Origin of the sequence: Streptomyces sp. NBC_01352, assembly GCF_036237295.1 — a bacterium.
GTDB lineage: Bacteria > Actinomycetota > Actinomycetes > Streptomycetales > Streptomycetaceae > Streptomyces > Streptomyces plumbiresistens.
The window spans coordinates 10,893,738-10,910,630 of sequence record NZ_CP108354.1 but is presented as its reverse complement, the minus strand read 5'-3'; the positions used below and the strand labels follow the sequence as shown (position 1 = coordinate 10,910,630).

Here is a 16,893-nt window from a genome sequence, read left to right as displayed (position 1 = left end):
GCGCCATGGGTCGGGTATCAACCTGCCGCTGGGGTTGCTCGTGGCGACGGCCGCGCTCTACGGGCGCTCGGCCATCGCTCACACCTCCAGCACCAACCGCTCTCCTTCCGGTGCACGCGAGACGCAGGGCAGCATGGCGCCGGCCGCGCGTTCGGTGGCGGTGAGCCGACGGTCACGGTGATCGACACGGCCATGGGCCACCCGTACCCGGCAGGTGCCGCAAAACCCCTGGCGGCAGGAGAACGGCAGGTCCGGCAGGGCCTCGTGGAGAACGTCCAGGGCGGAGCGGTCGTACGGCACGGGCAGAACCTGTCCGGTGTCGCCCAGCTGGAGTTCGAAGGGACGGCCGTCCGTGATCGGGGCCGGGGCGAAACGCTCGAAGTGCAGGGCCGACGCGCGGCTGCCACCGAACGCGCGCCGAACGCCGTCGATCATGGGCGCGGGCCCGCAGCAGTACACCGCACCCGCCGCCGGGCTCAAGCTCAACAGATCGGCTGCTTCGGGGACGCCGGACTCGTCGTCGGGACGGATGGAGACCCGGCCAGGGGCTGCGCCTGCGAGTTCGGCCAGCTCTGCTGCGAAGGGCATCGAGCCGCGGCTGCGGCCGGTGTGCACGAGCCTCCAGTCCAGGCCGCGTCGGGCGGCTTCCCGAGCCATCGGCAGGATCGGGGTGATTCCGATGCCGCCCGCGATGAGCAGGATGGATGCTTCGGCGGCGAAGGGGAAGGCGTTCCGGGGCCGCCCGGTGATGGCGACCCGCATGCCCTCTCCGAGGGCGTCGTGCACCTCGGCCGAACCGCCTCCGCCGTCGGCGATGCGGCGCACCGCGATTCGGTACTGGTACTGGTCGGCGGGGTCGCCGCACAGGGAGTACTGCCGCTTGCGGCCGGAGGGCAGGTGCAGTTCGATGTGGGCGCCGGGCTGCCAGGGCGGGAGTACTCCCCCGTCGGGTGCTGCCAGCTGCAGGGAGACGACATCCTCGGCCTCTTGGCGCTTGGTGGCGACCACCAGTTCCCGGATCAGGGGCATCTCGGTGGCCGGCGGGCGCCTGGGAGGAGTGCTGCGCCGCGCGAGGCCCGTGACCGCCTTGTCGCTGAAGGCCGTCAGCTTCTGCATGAAGGAGTCGCTGCGCGGTCTGCCGTACAGGTCCGGCGGCCGGGTGACGGGTGTCCGGGTGCCGGGTGTGCTGATGTCCATGGGATGCCTCGCTGGTCGCCGGGTCATCGGGCAGCCGCTCGGGCAGCGGGGGACGCCGCCAGGTAGGCGACCGCCTGCTGAGTCGAGCCCTCCTGGGTCGGGTGATAGCCGGAGCGGAAGTAGCGCAGCACCGAGCGGGCGAACGCGCCCGGCGGGGGCAGCAGGTCCTTGCGGGCGGCGGCCAGGTAGTCGCGGAAGCGGACCTTGACCCGGTCGTCGAGTTCGGGGTCGGCGCTCATCAGGAAGCGGACTCCGCGGATCCACAGCCGGGTCAGCACCGGAGCGGTGACGAGCATGCCGACCACTCGGCGCCGGTACCGGGGATCGAGGTGCACCAGCAGGTCGAACGCGACCGAACGGTGTTCGACCTCCTCCGCGCCGTGCCAGCGGAACAGATCGAGCATCGCGGGGTCCGCGCCGGCCTGGTCCAGGTGCCGGTTGCTGAGAATCCAGTGACCCATGTACGCGGTGAAGTGCTCGAAGGCCGCTATGAGGGCGAGCCGTTGGAGGAGGTGCGCGTGTGTGGCGGCCGGTGTCAGCTCCGGCCGGTCTCCGAGCACCCTTCGGAAGATCCATTCGGACTGCCGGGTGTACGGAGCCGGGTCCAGCCCTTTGGTGAGCAGGTGCTCCAGAACCTCCTGGTGCGCCTCGGCGTGCATCGTTTCCTGGCCGATGAAGCCGCGTACGTCCTCGCGCAGCCGGTCATCGGTGATCAGTGGCAGTGCCTGCTCGAAGGTGCGCACGAACCAGCGTTCGAGTTCGGGGAGCATGAGGTGGAGCACGTCGAAGGTGTGGGTCGCGAAGGGCTCACCCGGCAGCCAGTGCAGCGGGGTGGTGCTCCAGTCGAAGGTGACGTCCCGGGGTTGCAGTACCAGGTCGTGGTGGTCGATGGGCTCGGACGGGCGTTCCGGGTGGGCATGTGCGGCTCGGAACATGACAGGTTCCTCCTCCGTCGGCGATCGGTGTGTGCGAAGGGGCGGTCAGGCAGTCGTCCAGTACTGCTGGTCTGTTACTGCTGTTACTGCTGTTACTGCTGTTACTGCTGTTACTGCTGTTCTGTCAGATCGGGTGCGGGGTGTGGTCCGGAGTGCGGCGGGAGCCGTCTTCGATGCGGTGGGCGAATTCCGCGATCCGGGACGCGATCTCCTCGGGGTGGCTGAGCTGTACCCAGTGCCCGGCGTCGATCGGGCGCCGTTGTATCTGGTCTGTCCAGTGCTCCACTCCGTACGACAGCACCGGGGTGACGCAGAAGTCGCGGGTGGGGATGATGAGTTGGATCGGGACGGTGGTCGGCCGGTCCCGGGGACGCAGCAGGCGGGGCAGCATGTTGGCGCGGTAGAGCGCGGTGCCGGACACGGCGTCGCGGGCCAGCGTCGGCGCGGGGTAGGGGGTTTGTCTGGGCACGCCTTGGGAGCCGGTGAGGAAGGCGCGCCAGCGGTGTCCCAGTGCTCGCCAGGTCAGGGCGGGCAGGAGCGGGAGGTGGAAGTAGGCGATGTACCAGGACCGTGCGGCCTGTCGCAACATCTTCGGTAGATCCGGATGCCGCGGCCGAAGGCGGGCCCGGATCAGGTGTCCGACGTGGTCCAGGCAGGGTCCGGAGATGGAGGTGAACGAGGCGATCCGCCCGGCCAGGCGGGTGCCGGTGACCGACTCCCAGGAGTGGATCGATCCCCAGTCGTGTCCGACCAAATGCACCGGGCGGTCGGGGCTCACGGCGTCGAGAACCGCCTCCAGGTCGGCTTCCAGGCGGGACATCCGGTAGGCGCGCAGACCCTTGGGCCGCTGGGAGGCACCGGCTCCCCGCACGTCGAATGCGGTGACGTGGAAGCGGTCGGCCAGGCGCTCGGCGACCGGGCGCCACACGGCGCTGGTGTCCGGATAACCGTGGACCAGCACCACCGGAGGAGCCGTGGACGCTCCCCATTGATAGGCGACCAACTCCACGCCGTCCGCGGCGATCCGGCGGGCGGCCGGGCCGGTCATCGGCCACCACCGGCAGGCGTCAGTTCGCCGTAGTTCAGACCGCCGTGGAAGAAGCTGGGCAGCACCGGCCACTGCCGCTTGAAGCGGGCCAGCTCCGAGGAGGGCAGGATCTGCAGCCAGCGCGGATCGCGCCGGCTGGGGTCGGCGAGGGTCTTCTCCTTGACCATGGAGTCGTACTGGTCGAGGGAGTCCTCCAGGGTGTTGGCGTTGGGCACCACCTCATGGCCGTAGAACGCGGCGTGGCGGCGCACCCCGGGGATGCGGGAGAGCTCGGGCTGCCAGTTGTCGGCCGAGATGCCGTTCTCGGAGGAGACCCACACGCCGTCGGGGGTGTTCAGCACCAGGGAGTGGTTGCCGTCCGTGTGGCCGGGGGTCCACAACAGGCTGACGCCGACACCGAGTTCGACATCGCCGTCGAAGGCGGTGACGCGCTCGGGCGGTACCCCGTCCATGCCTCCGTCGACGTACCAGGCCCACTGCATCGGATGCGTCGATTCGAAGGTGCCCAGCTCCCTGCGGTGCACCAACAACCGGGCGCGCGGGAACAGCGCTTCGCGGGGCGCCCGTTCGCCGGGAATCGTGCTGGTACTTCCCATGATCATGCGCACGTCCTGGACGTGCAGGTGGTCGAAGCTGACGAAGTCCACGTCCTCGGGTCGCAGACCGCAGGAGGGCAGGACGGTGTTCGGGTCCTGGTAGTAGCGGGCGAAGACGTGCTCGGTGAGAAAGTCCCCCGCCAGCCGCTTGAGTTGGGCGTAGAACGGCGCTTGAGCCGTTCCGGCGGCGACGGTCGGCTCCCACACCAGTGTTTTCGGCTCACCGTCGAAGCCGTCGAACTGCACGACGAGCATCCGGTTGACGATGCTCACGAACGGGTTGACGGCGAGCGCGGCGCCGTGGAAGCCGAACCGGGTGGGGTACGGGGCGGCGGCGATATCGAAACTGCGGACGGCGTGGATGCGGCCCTGCTGGACGAACCGCTCACGGTAGGTGGCCGCTGCGCTGCGCACGGCGCGTAGCCGGTCACCGCGGGGCCATACGTCGTGGACACCTTCGAATTCGGGGATGGGACGCGGAGCGGCGGCGTCCTGGGCCTTCTTCGCGCTGGGCGTCGTCGGCTTGGGCGTGGTGGTCACGGGCTCATCCTTCGGGCAGACGGGCGGTCCGGGTGCGCTGCTCGTAGGCCGCGCGGACCGACCGGTCGGACAGGGCGGCGAGCTGGTCGGGGACAAGGAGGTGATGCAGGGCGTCGCGGGCACGGCCCGGCAGCAGCGCGGCCAACCGGGTCAGGGCGGCCACCTGGCGGGGAATGAAGACCTCGAACCGCGGGCGCAGCACGACGTCGAGCACCGCGTCGGCCACCTGATCCGTCGTCAGGCGTCGGGTGGGGCCGGTCGCGGTGCCCACGGCCAGCTCGGTGTCCACGACGCCGGGCATCACCAAGGACACGTGCACGCCGGTGCCGCGCAGTTCGGCGCGGACGGCTGTGCTGTAGCCGTGGACGGCGTGCTTCGACGCCGCGTAGGTCGCCTCGCCGGGCGGGGCGACCTTGCTGGCGGCGGAGGCGATGTTCACCACGTGGCCGCGACCGCGTTTCCGCATCCCCGGGATCACGAGCTTCATCCCCCGCAGTACGCCGTGGACGTTGACGTCGAACTGGCGCAGGGCGGCTTCCTCCGGTTCCTCCTCGAAGGGGCCCACCCACATGATTCCGGCGTTGTTGATCAGTACGTCGATCGGCCCCAGCCGGGTCTCCACGGTGCGCAGGAAGTCTGCGAAGGAATGTGTGCCGGTGACGTCGAGAGACAGCCCGAGCACTCTGCCACCGGGACGCGCGCCGATGGCATGGGCCGTCTCCACGGCAAGCTCCGCGTCGATATCACCGATCGCCACGGCGGCTCCGGCCGCGGCGAGCCGGGCTGCGACGGCACGACCGATTCCGCGGCCCGCCCCGGTGACCGCGATCACTCGGCCGGCCAGCGGTTGCGTGCGGGGGAGCCTGTCGCGGCCTCTTTGGCTGAACGTGTACGGGTACCTGGGCGGTGCTGCCACGGTCGAGCCCCTTCCTTGCCCTGAGCATGAGCGGAACGCCGAGCGGCGAGTGGCCCCTAGCGCGTCTGACACGATGCCATGTCAGATGAACTGACAAGCTAGAGTGTCAGTTCGGAGCACACCGGTGTCAACACCTCTGCGAAGGGGAGAAATGACCGGCACACAGACCGCCGGACGGCGCTACGGCGGACGCGACGCGGCGCAACGACAGCAGGAGCGCCGCACCCGCCTCATCCAGGCGGGCCTCGACCTGTTCGGCACGACCGGATACGCCTCGGTCTCCGTCAAGCAGGTGTGCTCACATGCCGGACTGACCGAACGCTACTTCTACGAGTCGTTCCGCGACCGCGAAGACCTTCTCGCCGGGGTCTACAACGAGCTGATCGCTACGATCCAAGCCGAAACCGCGCAGGCCGCAGCCGCTGCCGCACCCGATGTCGACGCCCAGCTGCGCGCCGGCCTCGAGGTCTTCATCCGCACACTGGCCGGCGACGCCCGCATGGCCCGCCTGGTGCTCATCGAGGTCGTGGGCGCCAGCCCCCGCCTCGAAGTGCGCCGCCGTGAGGTCCTGCACGAATTCGCCGCACTGATCGCCGCCGTCGTCGGACCCCTCCCTGGCCCGGAAACCTCCTCCCCCAGGCTCACCATGACCGCGATGAGCCTGGTCGGCGGAGTCAACGAACTCCTCGTGGACTGGACGCTCGGCCACCAGAACGCCACCGTCGAAGAACTGATCGACCTGTGCTACACCCTGTTCATCGCGGCCTACCGAGCCATCAGCGATCAGCCCTGATCACGCAGGCCCGGATTCCTCCGGGTGCTCTCTACACCGGACGGCAGCCCACGGCCCCCGTTCAACAGCCCGGCGCACTCGGCGGCCCTGTTGCGATCCGTCCGCACGGTGGCGATCACCGGCCGGGAGTGTGGGGTGCAGACCGTGGCGAGCAGCGGGTTGAGGGTGCGGATGCCCTTGAAGCGGCCGTATACCGACGCATCGAACTCCGCGGAGGGCGTTGTCACGCTGTTGGGTGCGCGGGTGTCTGACGGGGTGTCGGGTCATGGTGGGGGCGGAGTCCCGGCCCTGCGCTCAGGGTGTGGCGGGCCGGCCGGAGACGCCGGTGACCTGGTCCCAGATCCCGAAGCGGATGGTCATCTCGGCTAGTACTCCAGCTGTACTGCGTGATGATCAGGAGGTGAGTCGTCGCTGGTAGTGGCTGTGGCGTGCTGCGCCCTGGTGGGTTCGTCGTCACGTGGACCAGTGAAGTGTTCGTGTGGCTGACCGCGTTGAGGTCAGGACGAGTGTGCCGAGCAGGCGTCGGATCTCGTTCGTGGTGAGGGCGATTGGTGCGGCTGACGTGCCGTCGGTTCCGGTTCCGGTGCCGGCCTGGCCGTCCGGGCCGTGAGGAAGGCGAGGACGGCCAGGGGCGAGCATGGCCAGGGTGATGCGCCCGCCACCCGCGTGCGTATCAAGCGCCGCCCGGCAGCGCACCAACGCAGCCGCACAGCACCCAGGCGGGCTTGCGGCGACCTGCTGGCGCTGACGACGTGCTATTCGCCGACCAGCAACGGGGCCGCCCAGCGGGCGAACTCCCCGAAGGCGCGTGGCTCACGGCCCGTCACTTCCCGCACCGAGCTGGTGGTGGAGGCGTTCAATCCGCCGCGCAGCGCCCCGAAGACGGCCACCACCTGCTCTGCGAGCCACTGCGGCAGACCGCCCTGGGCCATTGCGACGGCCGCCGCCTCGTCCGGTACGTCCACGTACTCGATCGGGCGGCCGAGGGCACTCGACAGACGCCGCGCGACCTCGGTGTAGGTGATCGCCTCCGGGCCGGTGAGGACGTGGGTGCTGCCGTCGTGCTCGGCCGTGACCAGCACCGCGGCAGCGGCGGTGGCGACGTCACGCGGATCGACCATCGCAATTCGCGCGTCACCGGCAGGGAGGAAGAAGCGGCCGACCTGCCGGATAGTCGCGGCAAAACCGAGGATGTTCGACATCATGTGGCTTGAGCGCAGCACCACCGCCGGGGTGCCCGAGCCGCGCAGGTGCTGCTCGATGCGGCCGTGCTGGTCCAAGAAGACCGTCGGGGAACCGGCCTCTGCCCCGATCGTGGACAGCATGACCACCTGCCGGACACCCGCGGCCGCTGCCGCGTCGATCGCGTTCGTCCCGTACTCGACCTGCCTGGGGTCGTTTGCGCAGAGGAGGAACATCCGCTCGATACCGTCGAGAGCCCGCCGGACAGACGCCGGTTCGGCGAAGTCGCCGTGCGCCAGCTCGGTCTCGCCGCCGAGCACGGCAGCCGCACGATCCGGGTCACGGACGAAGGCACGGACCGGAATGCCACGCTCACCCAGCTCCGTGACGACTCTCGAACCGACGTTCCCTGCCGCGCCCGTCACCAGCACCGTCGCCATCTTCGCTCACTCCCCGGGATCGGCCTGCGCAGCCCAAAGTATCCGAAAGGTGACACCGCGTTGTGGAACCGTGTCGACGAGTACTCCAGTAGTCGTGATCTTGCTGATCGGGGCCGCCCCGGAACGGGTACGGCCACCTGGTGATCATCGGTGCGTGAAGACAGAAGATCTGGCGGTGGCCGCAGGTCACAGCATCGATCCTGCCGGTTGGCAGGACATGTTCGAGGTTCTGATGGGCCGTATCGCCGGGCGTTTCGCCCGGGTGGAACCGCGGAGGCGGGCGCGGGAGTTCGTGCCCGGGCTCTTGTCGGACTTGCCGCGCAAGAACTGCTGGACGCTGACCGAGTACCGTCCTCGAAGTGGGGGCAGGCCTCGGCATGCTGTCCGCGGCCTGCGCGCGGCGAAACCGCTCTGCGCGAGTACCTCGACAGCGCCGGCTGTGGCAGCGCGTCAGAGTGGCAGCACAGTGCGAGCATCTGCTGACCAAGGGCGTCCTCGACGAGCGGTGGCTGATGGAGCGCAGTCGGCGCGGAGGACTTCGCGGAGCCGCTCAGCTTCGGCTTCGGCTTCGGCTTCGGCTTCGGCTTCGGCTTCGGCTTCGATGCCACGCTTTCGGCCGGCGCGCTTGAGCGCTGGCTGCAGCTGTAGACGGGTTAACCGGGCGGCCTTGGCAAGGGGTGGGGACGACTTTGAGGAGTTCGTGAGCCTCGGGGTGGCACAGACCGTTCTTCCAGGACTCGACGGCGGCCGACGCCGAGACCGTCACCGACCGCCTGGCGGCAGCGATGGACGCCCTCTGAGCCCTGGAGACCTAAGTACGCCGGGGCCGTGGGGCGGGCGCGCACGAGCTCCAAGTTCGCGTGGTGCGGTCGCTTACCGTTCCTAATCAGTGAGCAGGAGTGAGTCTTGGACCCATACCTGGTCACTGCGGACATCCCGAACGGTTTTGGGTGTCCTGGTCGCCCGCGTTCTCGCCGCGTCCGGCGGCACGCATCTGGTGCGTGGTCCGGGTACGCGGGGGCGGGGTTCCTCACGCCCCGGGGCCTCCGAGTCGGCCTGGACGGTCCGATGCCCCACGCAATCGCTCTGGTCGTGTGGGGGCGGTGTCATCCGTCGCCGGATCGGGTGCCCTTGGGCGCGTCGCCCGATCGCGATGCTCGCCGCATCGTGACGGGTCGTCATGCGAGTCTTGCCGGTGAGGGGCTTTTGCCAGTGCTGCGCGCCCCACTTCGAGGTGTACGCCGGATCGACGGCGATGATCGCGATACCGGTCTGGTCGGCCATGGAGGTGAGCCTGGCGCGGAGGCGTCCGGTGGGCATGGCGGAGATGAGCTGCCGGAAGCGGTGCTTGCGACCGTGTTTCTCGCGGGTCTTCTCGGCCTGGAAGTCGAGGTCTTCGACTGCGATCGCTTTGACGCCCCAGGACCGAGCCCAGTTCAGCAGCCGCGACAGCGCGTGGCGGACTTGTGCGTCGCGGTGCTGGGCGGTGCCGGGCAGGTCGTAAAAGAAGCGGCGGGGCTCACCGCACGGGTTGCCGTGGATGTCGAGCCGCCAGGCGGCGAGGTGGTCGGCGTTGGTGTCCACCCCGATCACGCCATGAGCGAGTGCGGCATCGAACGGGATCGTCCGCGTGATGGGGAACGTCCACGAGGCGGTCAGGTACCAGCGTCCGCGAGCAACGTCCAGGTGGATGCGGTAGGCCACAGCCCGGTTGGCTTCCACACGGTCGGCCCACTCGGTGCCCCGGTGCGGGAAGGAGACCTTCGCAGCGAGGACGTACCGGCCGTGCTTGGCGTTCGCGTACTCGGCGAGCGGGGCCGGGAGCTTGACCGAGACTTCGCCCTCGGGGCTGACGCGGATGGTCTCGTTGCCGAAACGCTTGCCGGACTCGCCGTCAGCAGCGAGGAACCAGCGCTCAGCCTCCCAGCGTTCGCGCCATTGGGTCTCGGTGATCTGGGCGGCTTCGAGGTTGTGGCGGTTGCGGGCCAGGCGCTTGCCACCTCGCACCACATGCACGACGCCGGCCTCGCGGTCCGTCCGCTCCCGCTCCAGGCGGTCCTTAAGCGTCGCCAAGCGGCGTGTCTTGGCGTGCCACTCCTGCTTGGACCGGTAGCCGCCCGGCGCCCGCTTGGTGCCCTTCTCCCCGATGGGCTGGGACAACCGGTGCGCGATCGTCTTGATACCGGCTTCGAGGGACTGGATGTGGGCGAGCTGACAGCGCCGCGACAACGCCCACTGATCATGCGTGGCTTTCGTGATCGACCCGGCCCACCTGGACGACGACTCGGCCGTCAGGTCACGCTTCCGGGACGCCCACGTGTCGCTGTCATGCTCCAGCCCGTCAGCGCACCGCGCCTTGAGATCATGCGATGCCAGCGAGCCGAGATGAGCGCCCACCAGGCGCAACACCTTCTCGTCCTCCGGCGTGAGGACCTTGAGCCGGTCGCGTACAGCCACACCGGTGGGGCCGAGCGCGACGAACGGCGCGGCGATCGGCCGCAGCTTGGAGTCAGCCATGCTCGGCGGCCTCCAGCGCCTTACGGGCCCGATTCTTCGCCGACCGGCGCCCGTACAGGCGTGCACAGAAAGAGGTCAGCACCTCCACCATGTCCCGCACCAGATCGTCTTCGACCTCGCCGTCATTGAGCACGACCAGGCGACGGCCGGTCGCGGACAGGGCCGCTTCGACGAGTTCGACGTTCATCCGCCCGAGCCGGTCTTTGTGCTCGACCACGACTGTGGTTACCGCCGGGTCGGCCAGCAGACGCTTCGCCTTCGACCGGGCGCCGTTCATGCCCGAGGCGACCTCGGACTCGACCCGAACCACCTTGTTGCCGGTCTTGGCCGCCCACTCGGACAGCCGGGCTACCTGGCGTTCGAGGTCGGATTTCTGGTCGTGGGAGGAGACACGGGCGTACAGCCCCAGCCCGCCCACAGCTTCGGGCGCTGTGTTCGCGTCGATGTTCACCAGGATCGTGCGCGGACCAACCCGCTGAGCCGGTACCGGCAACGTCCCCTCACGGAACCAGCGATACGCAGTGTGCGGATGCACTCCGTTCGCGATCGCCCATTCCTTGAGGTTCATACAGTGACCATAACACCAACTCAGAGGCTCTAACACACACTAGAGTTGACTTAGTCGTAAACAGTTCCCAACCCCGCTCGGGCGCATGCCTTCGCCTCAGCCAGGTAGCGCGCCACCGGGCCCAGCGTCAGCATTCCGCTGGCGGCGCCGGCGTGTTCGGCACGGGCGTTGCGCAGGGCGGCCTCGGCGCGTGCGGCGATTCCGCGCTCGCCGAGGCGTACGGCGGCGCGGGCGGTCAGGCACCACAGCGCCTCCTGCATGTGGTCATGCGGTGGTTCGGGCACCGCGTTGAGGGCGGCACGGGCCTCCTCGACTCGGTCCTGGGCGAGCAGCACGAGGGGTCGCGCCCAGGGTCGGTATGGGCCCCAGTCGAGGTGGGGATCGGTGGGCGCGGGCCGGTCGTGCAACAGGCGCAGCCCCAGTAGGGCGAGCGGGAACAGGCCGCGGTGCAGCCCCGGCATTCCGGCCGTTTGGAGGGCGTCCTCGGCAGCGCGGTAGTGGGCTGCGGCCGTGGCAGCGGTCGGTCCGCCGGGTTCGGCGCTGCGGGCGGCCGTGGCCCGTGCCCGGAACCACTCGGTGAGGACCAAGACGAGGGGCGCCTCGATGGTGGCGGCGAGCTGTTCGGCTGCCTTGGCGTGCGAGGTTGCGGCGTTGAGGTCGCCGAGGGCCGAGGCGGATTGCAGGCGGACGAGCCGGCCGAGGACGGCGAAGTTCGGCAGCTCGTGCCGGGTGGCCAGGTCGAGGATCTCGGCGCCGATCCGGTCCCGTACCGCCGCGAGCCCGGGGCGGGTGAAGGACTGCAGGAACACCCCGTTGAGGGCGAACGCCAGCAGGGCGGGATCGGCCAGGTCCCGTGCCAGCGCCTCGGCCTGCTGTGCCGCCTGCTGCGCGCGCTGCAGCTCGGTCCTGGACAGATCGGCGCTGCGGCTCTCGACGGCGACCGTGGCCAGGAGGCGGGCGGGCAGGTCGGCGGGGCCGTTGGGGCCGAGTGCGGTGAGCGTGCGCTCGGCAGCCGCGACGACGGCGCGGGACTGCTCGGGGTCGTCGGCCCGGCTCCAGATGGCGGGCACGTCGTAGGCGCCGATGATCCGGGCGGTCAGGGAGAGGTCTCCCGTGCGTTCCGCCGCCTGGACGGCGGCGAGGCGGTCGCGCCGCGAGTGGACGAGGGCGTCGCCACCCGCCAGTGCGAGGGTGCGGGCCAGATCCACGGTGGTGCGCGGGCCGAGACGGACACCATGGCCGGTCCACGCGGTACGTGCGCCTGCGGGGGGCACGTACCCGTTGAGGATGTCCGTCTCCAGGCGTTGGAGGTCGGCACCAGGGTCGAGCCCGAGTTGATCAACGAGCATCGCGCGGGCGCGGCGGAGGGTGGCCAGCGCGTCGGCCTGGCGGCCCGCGCGGTGGAGCGCGCGGGCAAGCAGCCCCCAGGCCGGCTCGCGCCACGGATGTTCGTCGACGTGGGCACCCAGTTCGGCGACGAGATCGGCCCCTTCCCCGGAGTCGAGGAGGATGCGGGCGCGCAGTTCCGCCCCCTCCAACCTCAGCTCCTCCAGTCGGGTCCGCTCGCGCTGCGCCCATGCGGAGCCGGTCACATCGGCGTAGGCGGGTCCACGCCAGTCCGTGAGTACCGTGCCGAGGTCGGTCACCGCGTCGGGGTTGCGCCGGGCTCGGGCCAGGGTGTCCTGGAACCGATGGACGTCCACGTCCTCGCGCGGCAGGCGCAACGCGTAGCCGGGGCCTTCGGTGACGAGTACGCGCGGCGGATCGCGGGGCGGCCGGTCGGGTTCGAGGGCGCGGCGCAGCGCGGCGACGAACGTATGCAAAGCGCCCACGGCGCGGGCCGGTGGGTCGGTCCACAGGTCGTCGACAAGGCGGTCGGTGGTGACCATCCGTCCCTCGGCGGCGACGAGCCGGGCGAGTACCTCGCGATGGCGGGGTCCGCCCAGGTCAACCGGACTGCCGTCGTCGCGGAAGGCCCGCACGGCACCGAGCACGTCGATTCGCATGCCCCCCATCCTCTGTGCAAGGGGTCGGCTGCGCCCAACCGTACTGATCGGCTGCTGATCGCCGTCGCCCAGTCTGATCCGGTCCAGTCCCCCACCCGAAAAGACGGCCCTTCATGACGCTCACCATTCCCGGCTTCGATCACATCCGCCTGTCCGTTGCGGACGGTGTGGAGCTGGCTGCCGCTGTCGGCGGCAGCGGCAGTCCGGTCGTGCTGCTGCACGGTTTCCCTCAGACCCACCTGATGTGGCGACATGTCGCCGAGCGGCTCGCCGACGAGCACACGGTGATCTGTCCTGACCTGCGGGGCTACGGCGCCAGCGACAAGCCGGCGGTCACCGGTCCCGATGTGTACGCCAAGCGCACCATGGCCGGCGACGTCGTGACCCTGGCGGCGGCCCTCGGCCACGAGCGCTTCGCCCTCGTCGGCCACGACCGGGGCGCCCTGGTCGCGTTCCGGGCGGGGCTGGACCATCCTGAGACCATCACGCACCTGGGCATCCTCGACATCGTGCCGACGCTCGACATGTGGAACGTCCTGCACGGCGCCTCGGCGGCGGTCGGTTACCACCTCTTCCTCATGGCGCAGCCGCCAGGCCTGCCGGAGGTGATGATCGCCAACAGCGCGGACGCGTTCTTCGGCTCGTTCCTCGACGCCTGGGCCAACGACCCGACCGCCATGCCGGAGGATGTGCGTGCCGAGTACCTGCGGGCGGGCGCCGCGGCGGTGACGTCGATCGTCGCGGACTACCGGGCCTCGGCGGGCATCGACGTCACGCACGACCAAGCGGACCTGGACGCCGGGTCGCAGCTGGCCATGCCTGTGACGGTCGTCCAGCAGGACTGGGGTTCGCAGCTGGGCTACGACGCTGCCGCGGTGTGGAAGGCGTGGGCGCCGGACCTGGACCACCGGCTGACCCGAGCGGGGCACTTCATGGCCGAGGAGGCACCCGAGGAGATCACGGCGGCGATCCAGGACCTACTGGCCCGCTGACGGACTCCCCCGCGATTGATCATGAACCCCGCGGCGGCCGGTGTATAGCTGGAGTGGGCGCCCCTGGCGTACCTCTGCACTCGCGCGCTCGACGCACATCCGCCGGGAGCAGCCAGGCGGGGTCTTGTGGGGTCGTTGACTCCTCCCTCTCGTGAACGAGGAGGGATTCCTACGGCTCGCGCCGGTGGACTCGCCCCGGATGAGGCTTTCGCACGCCATGTGCACGGCGGCCAGCGAGGAGGACTGGCCCGTGTCCACCGCCAGGCTCGGTCCGCGCAGGCCGAGCAGATGGGGCACCCGGTTGGCGATGATGCTGCGCTGCGATCCGGTGAGGGTGTGCCGGTCGATCGCCTCGATGTCGTGCCGGCTCATCAATGCCGCGTAGTCGTCCCAGATGGCACCGGCGAACACACCGGCGCGGCTGCCGCGCAGTGAACCGGGCACGATGCCCGCGAACCCCGGGCATGAGGGCGCCCCCTGCGGGTCCATCGTGACCGCCTCGCGGGGCGACACTCCGAAGAACTCCGCGTCGAAGCCGTCCACTTCGTCGAGGAATCCGCCGAACCGGTGCGGCAGCAGATCTCTGTCCCAACGACCCGGGGGTGCCTCGGTGACGGCGTCCACACGGTCGCGCAGCACCCGCCAGAAGCTCTGCGGATCCGGCGCGCCGGGCAGTCGGCAGGCCAGTCCGACGACGGCGATCTCCAGTGCGCTCATCGATTGCTCCCCTCCCGTGCGACGGGCCGCAACACGGCTGCTCCGACGCGGGCCGCGAACCGCCGGCTCGCCGCGTCGACCAGGAAGAAGTGACCCCCCCCCCGGCAGCCTGTGCAGACCGAACTCCCCGTTGCTGTGCTCGGCCCAGGCGGCCGCCTCGCGCTCGGCGACCAGTGGGTCGCCGGCACCGTGGAACGCCTCGACCGGCCATGGCATGGGACCGGCCGGCGTGTGCACCCTGCTCGCGCACAGGCGCAGATCCCCTCGGGTGAGGGTGAGCGCGGCCTCGACCCAGTCGGGGTAGGCGAGCATGTCCTCGGACAGACCGCCGCACGAGAGCATCTGCTCGCGCAGCACCCGGTCGGGCTGCGCGTGCGCGGCGGCGAAGGCGGCCGGCAGGTGGAGTGCGCGGCACGCGCCGGTGAGCAGCCGACGCGGCGTACTGGCCCCGCGTTGGGCCCGCCGGACCGCGAGATCGTGGGCGACGAGGGCACCCATGCTGTGGCCGTAGAGGGCGTACGGACGGTCGAGATACGGGTCGAGTTGGGTGTCGAGGTCCGCCACGAGCGCGGCCATGTCCATGGGCAGCGGATCGCGCAGTCGCCGCTCGCGGCCCGGCAGTTGCACCGGTACGACGTTGACCCGGTCCGCCAGGACGTTGCGCAGCACGGTGAAGACGGACGCGGAACCTCCCGCGTGGGGGAAGCAGAACAGCCGTGGACGGGCGTCGGTGGCCGGCCGTACGGAGAGGTAGGGCATGAGCCTGCCCGTTTGGTGTCGCTGGGTCGACGGGACCTCGAGTCGCTTCTCAAGCACTTGCCGCCTCCGGAGGGGTGGGGTCGCGTCATCGTCGCGACCGTCGCCAAACCCGCCCTAAGGCGGGACCAGTCCGGAGACTGGACGACTTCACGACACCCGAAAGATTAGATACGCTGAGTTCCCTAGATTAGATACGGACCGTTTCCTATCGAGGGATTCGCCACATGTCGGAAGCCCGGTCCAAGGACCGTCTCGATCCGGCGCTGCTCAAGCTCGCCGGCATCCTCGTGGTCGGCGGCCTGGCGCCGCTGCTCGACACCACGATCGTCAACGTCGCCCTCGACGGGCTCAGCCGACAGCTCGACAGCACGGTGACCACGGTGCAGTGGGTCAGTACCGGCTACCTGCTGGCCTTCGCCATGTCGATTCCGGCCACCGGATGGGCCGCGGACCGGTTCGGCGCCAAGCGGGTCTGGATGTGGTCGCTGGCCCTGTTCATGGTCACCTCGGCGGCGGCCGGAGCGGCCTGGAACATCGAGAGCCTCATCGTCATCCGCGTGCTGCAGGGCATCGCGGGTGGTTTCATGCAGCCCGTCCTGCAGATCATGCTGGTCCGCTCCGCGGGACCGCGCCGGCTGGGCCGCATCCTGACCGTGGTCACCCTGGCCGCGGTCGTCGCGCCCATCCTCGGGCCGGTGCTCGGCGGCCTCATCGTCAGCAACACCAGCTGGCGCTGGATCTTCTACGTCAACGTGCCCCTGTGCCTGATCGCGCTGCTGCTCGCCTGGCGTCACCTGCCCGCCCAGGAGGCACGGACCGGCAAGCGCCTGGACGTCGTGGGCATCGCCCTGCTGTCACCGGCGCTGGCCGGCGTCGTCTACGGCCTCACGGAGGTCGGGCGGTACGGCGGGTTCGGGAGGGCTCAGGCGATCGTGCCGCTGATCGGCGGCCTGGTGCTCCTGACGGCCTTCCTGCTGTACAGCCTGCGCAGGCGGGACGCCGTTCTGGATGTGCGCCTCTTCCGGGTGCGGTCGTTCTCGATGAGCGCGGTGCTGCTCTTCCTCGCCGGCTTCTCGTTGTACGGCGCGATCCTGCTGCTGCCCCTGTACTACCAGCAGGTGCGAGGAGACACGGCGTTGACCGCCGGTCTCCTGCTGGCTCCCCAGGGCCTCGGCGCACTTCTCACCCGCTGGGCGGGCGGTCTCACCGACCGGATCGGAGCGAAGCCGATCATCGTGTCCGGCATGCTGCTCGCGCTGCTGGGCACCCTGGCATACACCCAGGTCGGCACGGACACCAACGAGTGGTACCTCGGCATCGCCCTGGTCGTCCGCGGCGCCGGGCTCGGCGCGGCGACGGTGGCCATCGTGACCGGGGCCTACGTCGACCTGACCCAGGACGACATCCCGAACGCGACCACCGTGATCCGCATCATGCAGCAGCTTGGCGGTTCGTTCGGGACGGCCGCGCTGGTGGTGATCCTGGAGCACGCGACGTCGGGCAGCGAACCCGGCGACCGGGCCGCCGGGTTCGGGACGACGTTCTGGTGGGTGACGGGCTTCAGCGTCCTGGCCCTGGTCCCGGCACTGCTTCTGCCGTCCCGCAGGACGGGCCCGCCCGCGGAGAAAGCTGCGGCTTCGGGGACGGGCGGCCGGCCCGTCCCCAAGAAGTGACCGCCTGCGCAGCC

14 protein-coding genes are annotated in these 16,893 nt (G+C 70.1%); 3 read left to right on the top strand and 11 right to left on the bottom strand.

Annotated elements, in window-relative coordinates; translation table 11 throughout:
- Positions 1 to 78 precede the first annotated feature (78 nt).
- The 5 genes from OG252_RS50170 to OG252_RS50150 all read right to left on the bottom strand — a co-directional run bounded on the left by OG252_RS50170 (position 79) and on the right by OG252_RS50150 (position 5,232).
- Positions 79 to 1,197 (bottom strand): PDR/VanB family oxidoreductase, encoded by a 1,119-nt coding sequence (locus OG252_RS50170; RefSeq protein WP_329344866.1) that lies wholly within the window; start codon positions 1,195 to 1,197, stop codon positions 79 to 81.
- Between the two features lie 23 nt (positions 1,198 to 1,220).
- On the bottom strand, positions 1,221 to 2,132 hold the full coding sequence (locus OG252_RS50165; protein ID WP_266447241.1) for a metal-dependent hydrolase: 912 nt from the start codon (positions 2,130 to 2,132) through the stop codon (positions 1,221 to 1,223).
- Between the two features lie 124 nt (positions 2,133 to 2,256).
- Positions 2,257 to 3,180, bottom strand: a complete 924-nt coding sequence (locus OG252_RS50160) for an alpha/beta fold hydrolase (RefSeq protein WP_329344865.1) — start codon at positions 3,178 to 3,180, stop codon at positions 2,257 to 2,259.
- Positions 3,177 to 4,316, bottom strand: a complete 1,140-nt coding sequence (locus OG252_RS50155) for a hypothetical protein (RefSeq protein WP_329344864.1) — start codon at positions 4,314 to 4,316, stop codon at positions 3,177 to 3,179. The genes OG252_RS50160 and OG252_RS50155 overlap by 4 nt, the downstream gene beginning before the upstream one ends.
- A 4-nt stretch (positions 4,317 to 4,320) precedes the next feature.
- Positions 4,321 to 5,232: an SDR family oxidoreductase gene (locus OG252_RS50150; protein ID WP_329344863.1), complete on the bottom strand. Its 912-nt coding sequence runs from the start codon at positions 5,230 to 5,232 to the stop codon at positions 4,321 to 4,323.
- A gap of 151 nt (positions 5,233 to 5,383) precedes the next feature.
- Between OG252_RS50150 and OG252_RS50145 the strand changes: the two genes are divergently transcribed.
- Positions 5,384 to 6,025, top strand: coding sequence for a TetR/AcrR family transcriptional regulator (locus OG252_RS50145; RefSeq protein WP_329344862.1), 642 nt, complete (start codon positions 5,384 to 5,386; stop codon positions 6,023 to 6,025).
- Here the strand turns inward: OG252_RS50145 and OG252_RS50140 are convergent.
- The 5 genes from OG252_RS50140 to OG252_RS50115 form a co-directional block, all read right to left on the bottom strand.
- The gene (locus tag OG252_RS50140) at positions 6,016 to 6,252 is read right to left on the bottom strand and encodes a hypothetical protein (RefSeq protein ID WP_329344861.1); all 237 of its coding nucleotides are present in this window, start codon (positions 6,250 to 6,252) and stop codon (positions 6,016 to 6,018) included. The genes OG252_RS50145 and OG252_RS50140 overlap by 10 nt on opposite strands.
- A gap of 528 nt (positions 6,253 to 6,780) precedes the next feature.
- Positions 6,781 to 7,647, bottom strand: coding sequence for an NmrA family NAD(P)-binding protein (locus tag OG252_RS50135; protein WP_329344860.1), 867 nt, complete (start codon positions 7,645 to 7,647; stop codon positions 6,781 to 6,783).
- 882 nt (positions 7,648 to 8,529) lie between these two features.
- Positions 8,530 to 10,164 (bottom strand): transposase, encoded by a 1,635-nt coding sequence (locus OG252_RS50125; protein ID WP_329344859.1) that lies wholly within the window; start codon positions 10,162 to 10,164, stop codon positions 8,530 to 8,532.
- The gene (locus OG252_RS50120) at positions 10,157 to 10,732 is read right to left on the bottom strand and encodes an IS607 family transposase (protein ID WP_329344858.1); all 576 of its coding nucleotides are present in this window, start codon (positions 10,730 to 10,732) and stop codon (positions 10,157 to 10,159) included. Before OG252_RS50120 ends, OG252_RS50125 begins: the two co-directional genes overlap by 8 nt.
- Positions 10,733 to 10,782: 50 nt before the next feature.
- The gene (locus tag OG252_RS50115) at positions 10,783 to 12,738 is read right to left on the bottom strand and encodes an AfsR/SARP family transcriptional regulator (RefSeq protein WP_329344857.1); all 1,956 of its coding nucleotides are present in this window, start codon (positions 12,736 to 12,738) and stop codon (positions 10,783 to 10,785) included.
- A 113-nt stretch (positions 12,739 to 12,851) separates the two neighbouring features.
- Between OG252_RS50115 and OG252_RS50110 the strand changes: the two genes are divergently transcribed.
- Entirely contained in the window at positions 12,852 to 13,730 is an 879-nt protein-coding gene (locus OG252_RS50110) for an alpha/beta fold hydrolase (protein WP_329344856.1), read from the top strand.
- Here the strand turns inward: OG252_RS50110 and OG252_RS50105 are convergent.
- Positions 13,716 to 15,206 carry an alpha/beta fold hydrolase gene (locus OG252_RS50105; protein ID WP_329344855.1) on the bottom strand — a complete coding sequence of 497 codons (1,491 nt, stop codon included), beginning with the start codon at positions 15,204 to 15,206 and terminating at the stop codon, positions 13,716 to 13,718. The genes OG252_RS50110 and OG252_RS50105 overlap by 15 nt on opposite strands.
- A 224-nt stretch (positions 15,207 to 15,430) precedes the next feature.
- Between OG252_RS50105 and OG252_RS50100 the strand changes: the two genes are divergently transcribed.
- On the top strand, positions 15,431 to 16,879 hold the full coding sequence (locus tag OG252_RS50100; protein WP_329344854.1) for a DHA2 family efflux MFS transporter permease subunit: 1,449 nt from the start codon (positions 15,431 to 15,433) through the stop codon (positions 16,877 to 16,879).
- The last annotated feature ends 14 nt before the right edge of the window (positions 16,880 to 16,893 follow it).

Excerpts from the sequence above, each read along its gene's own strand:
- OG252_RS50170 (WP_329344866.1), bottom strand. The coding sequence starts at position 1,197 with ATGGACATCAGCACACCCGGCACCCGGACACCCGTCACCCGGCCGCCG.
- OG252_RS50165 (WP_266447241.1), bottom strand. The coding sequence starts at position 2,132 with ATGTTCCGAGCCGCACATGCCCACCCGGAACGCCCGTCCGAGCCCATC.
- OG252_RS50160 (WP_329344865.1), bottom strand. The coding sequence starts at position 3,180 with ATGACCGGCCCGGCCGCCCGCCGGATCGCCGCGGACGGCGTGGAGTTG.
- OG252_RS50145 (WP_329344862.1), top strand. The coding sequence starts at position 5,384 with ATGACCGGCACACAGACCGCCGGACGGCGCTACGGCGGACGCGACGCG.
- OG252_RS50135 (WP_329344860.1), bottom strand. The coding sequence starts at position 7,647 with ATGGCGACGGTGCTGGTGACGGGCGCGGCAGGGAACGTCGGTTCGAGA.
- OG252_RS50125 (WP_329344859.1), bottom strand. The coding sequence starts at position 10,164 with ATGGCTGACTCCAAGCTGCGGCCGATCGCCGCGCCGTTCGTCGCGCTC.
- OG252_RS50120 (WP_329344858.1), bottom strand. The coding sequence starts at position 10,732 with ATGAACCTCAAGGAATGGGCGATCGCGAACGGAGTGCATCCGCACACT.
- OG252_RS50115 (WP_329344857.1), bottom strand. The coding sequence starts at position 12,738 with ATGCGAATCGACGTGCTCGGTGCCGTGCGGGCCTTCCGCGACGACGGC.
- OG252_RS50110 (WP_329344856.1), top strand. The coding sequence starts at position 12,852 with ATGACGCTCACCATTCCCGGCTTCGATCACATCCGCCTGTCCGTTGCG.
- OG252_RS50105 (WP_329344855.1), bottom strand. The coding sequence starts at position 15,206 with ATGCCCTACCTCTCCGTACGGCCGGCCACCGACGCCCGTCCACGGCTG.
- OG252_RS50100 (WP_329344854.1), top strand. The coding sequence starts at position 15,431 with ATGTCGGAAGCCCGGTCCAAGGACCGTCTCGATCCGGCGCTGCTCAAG.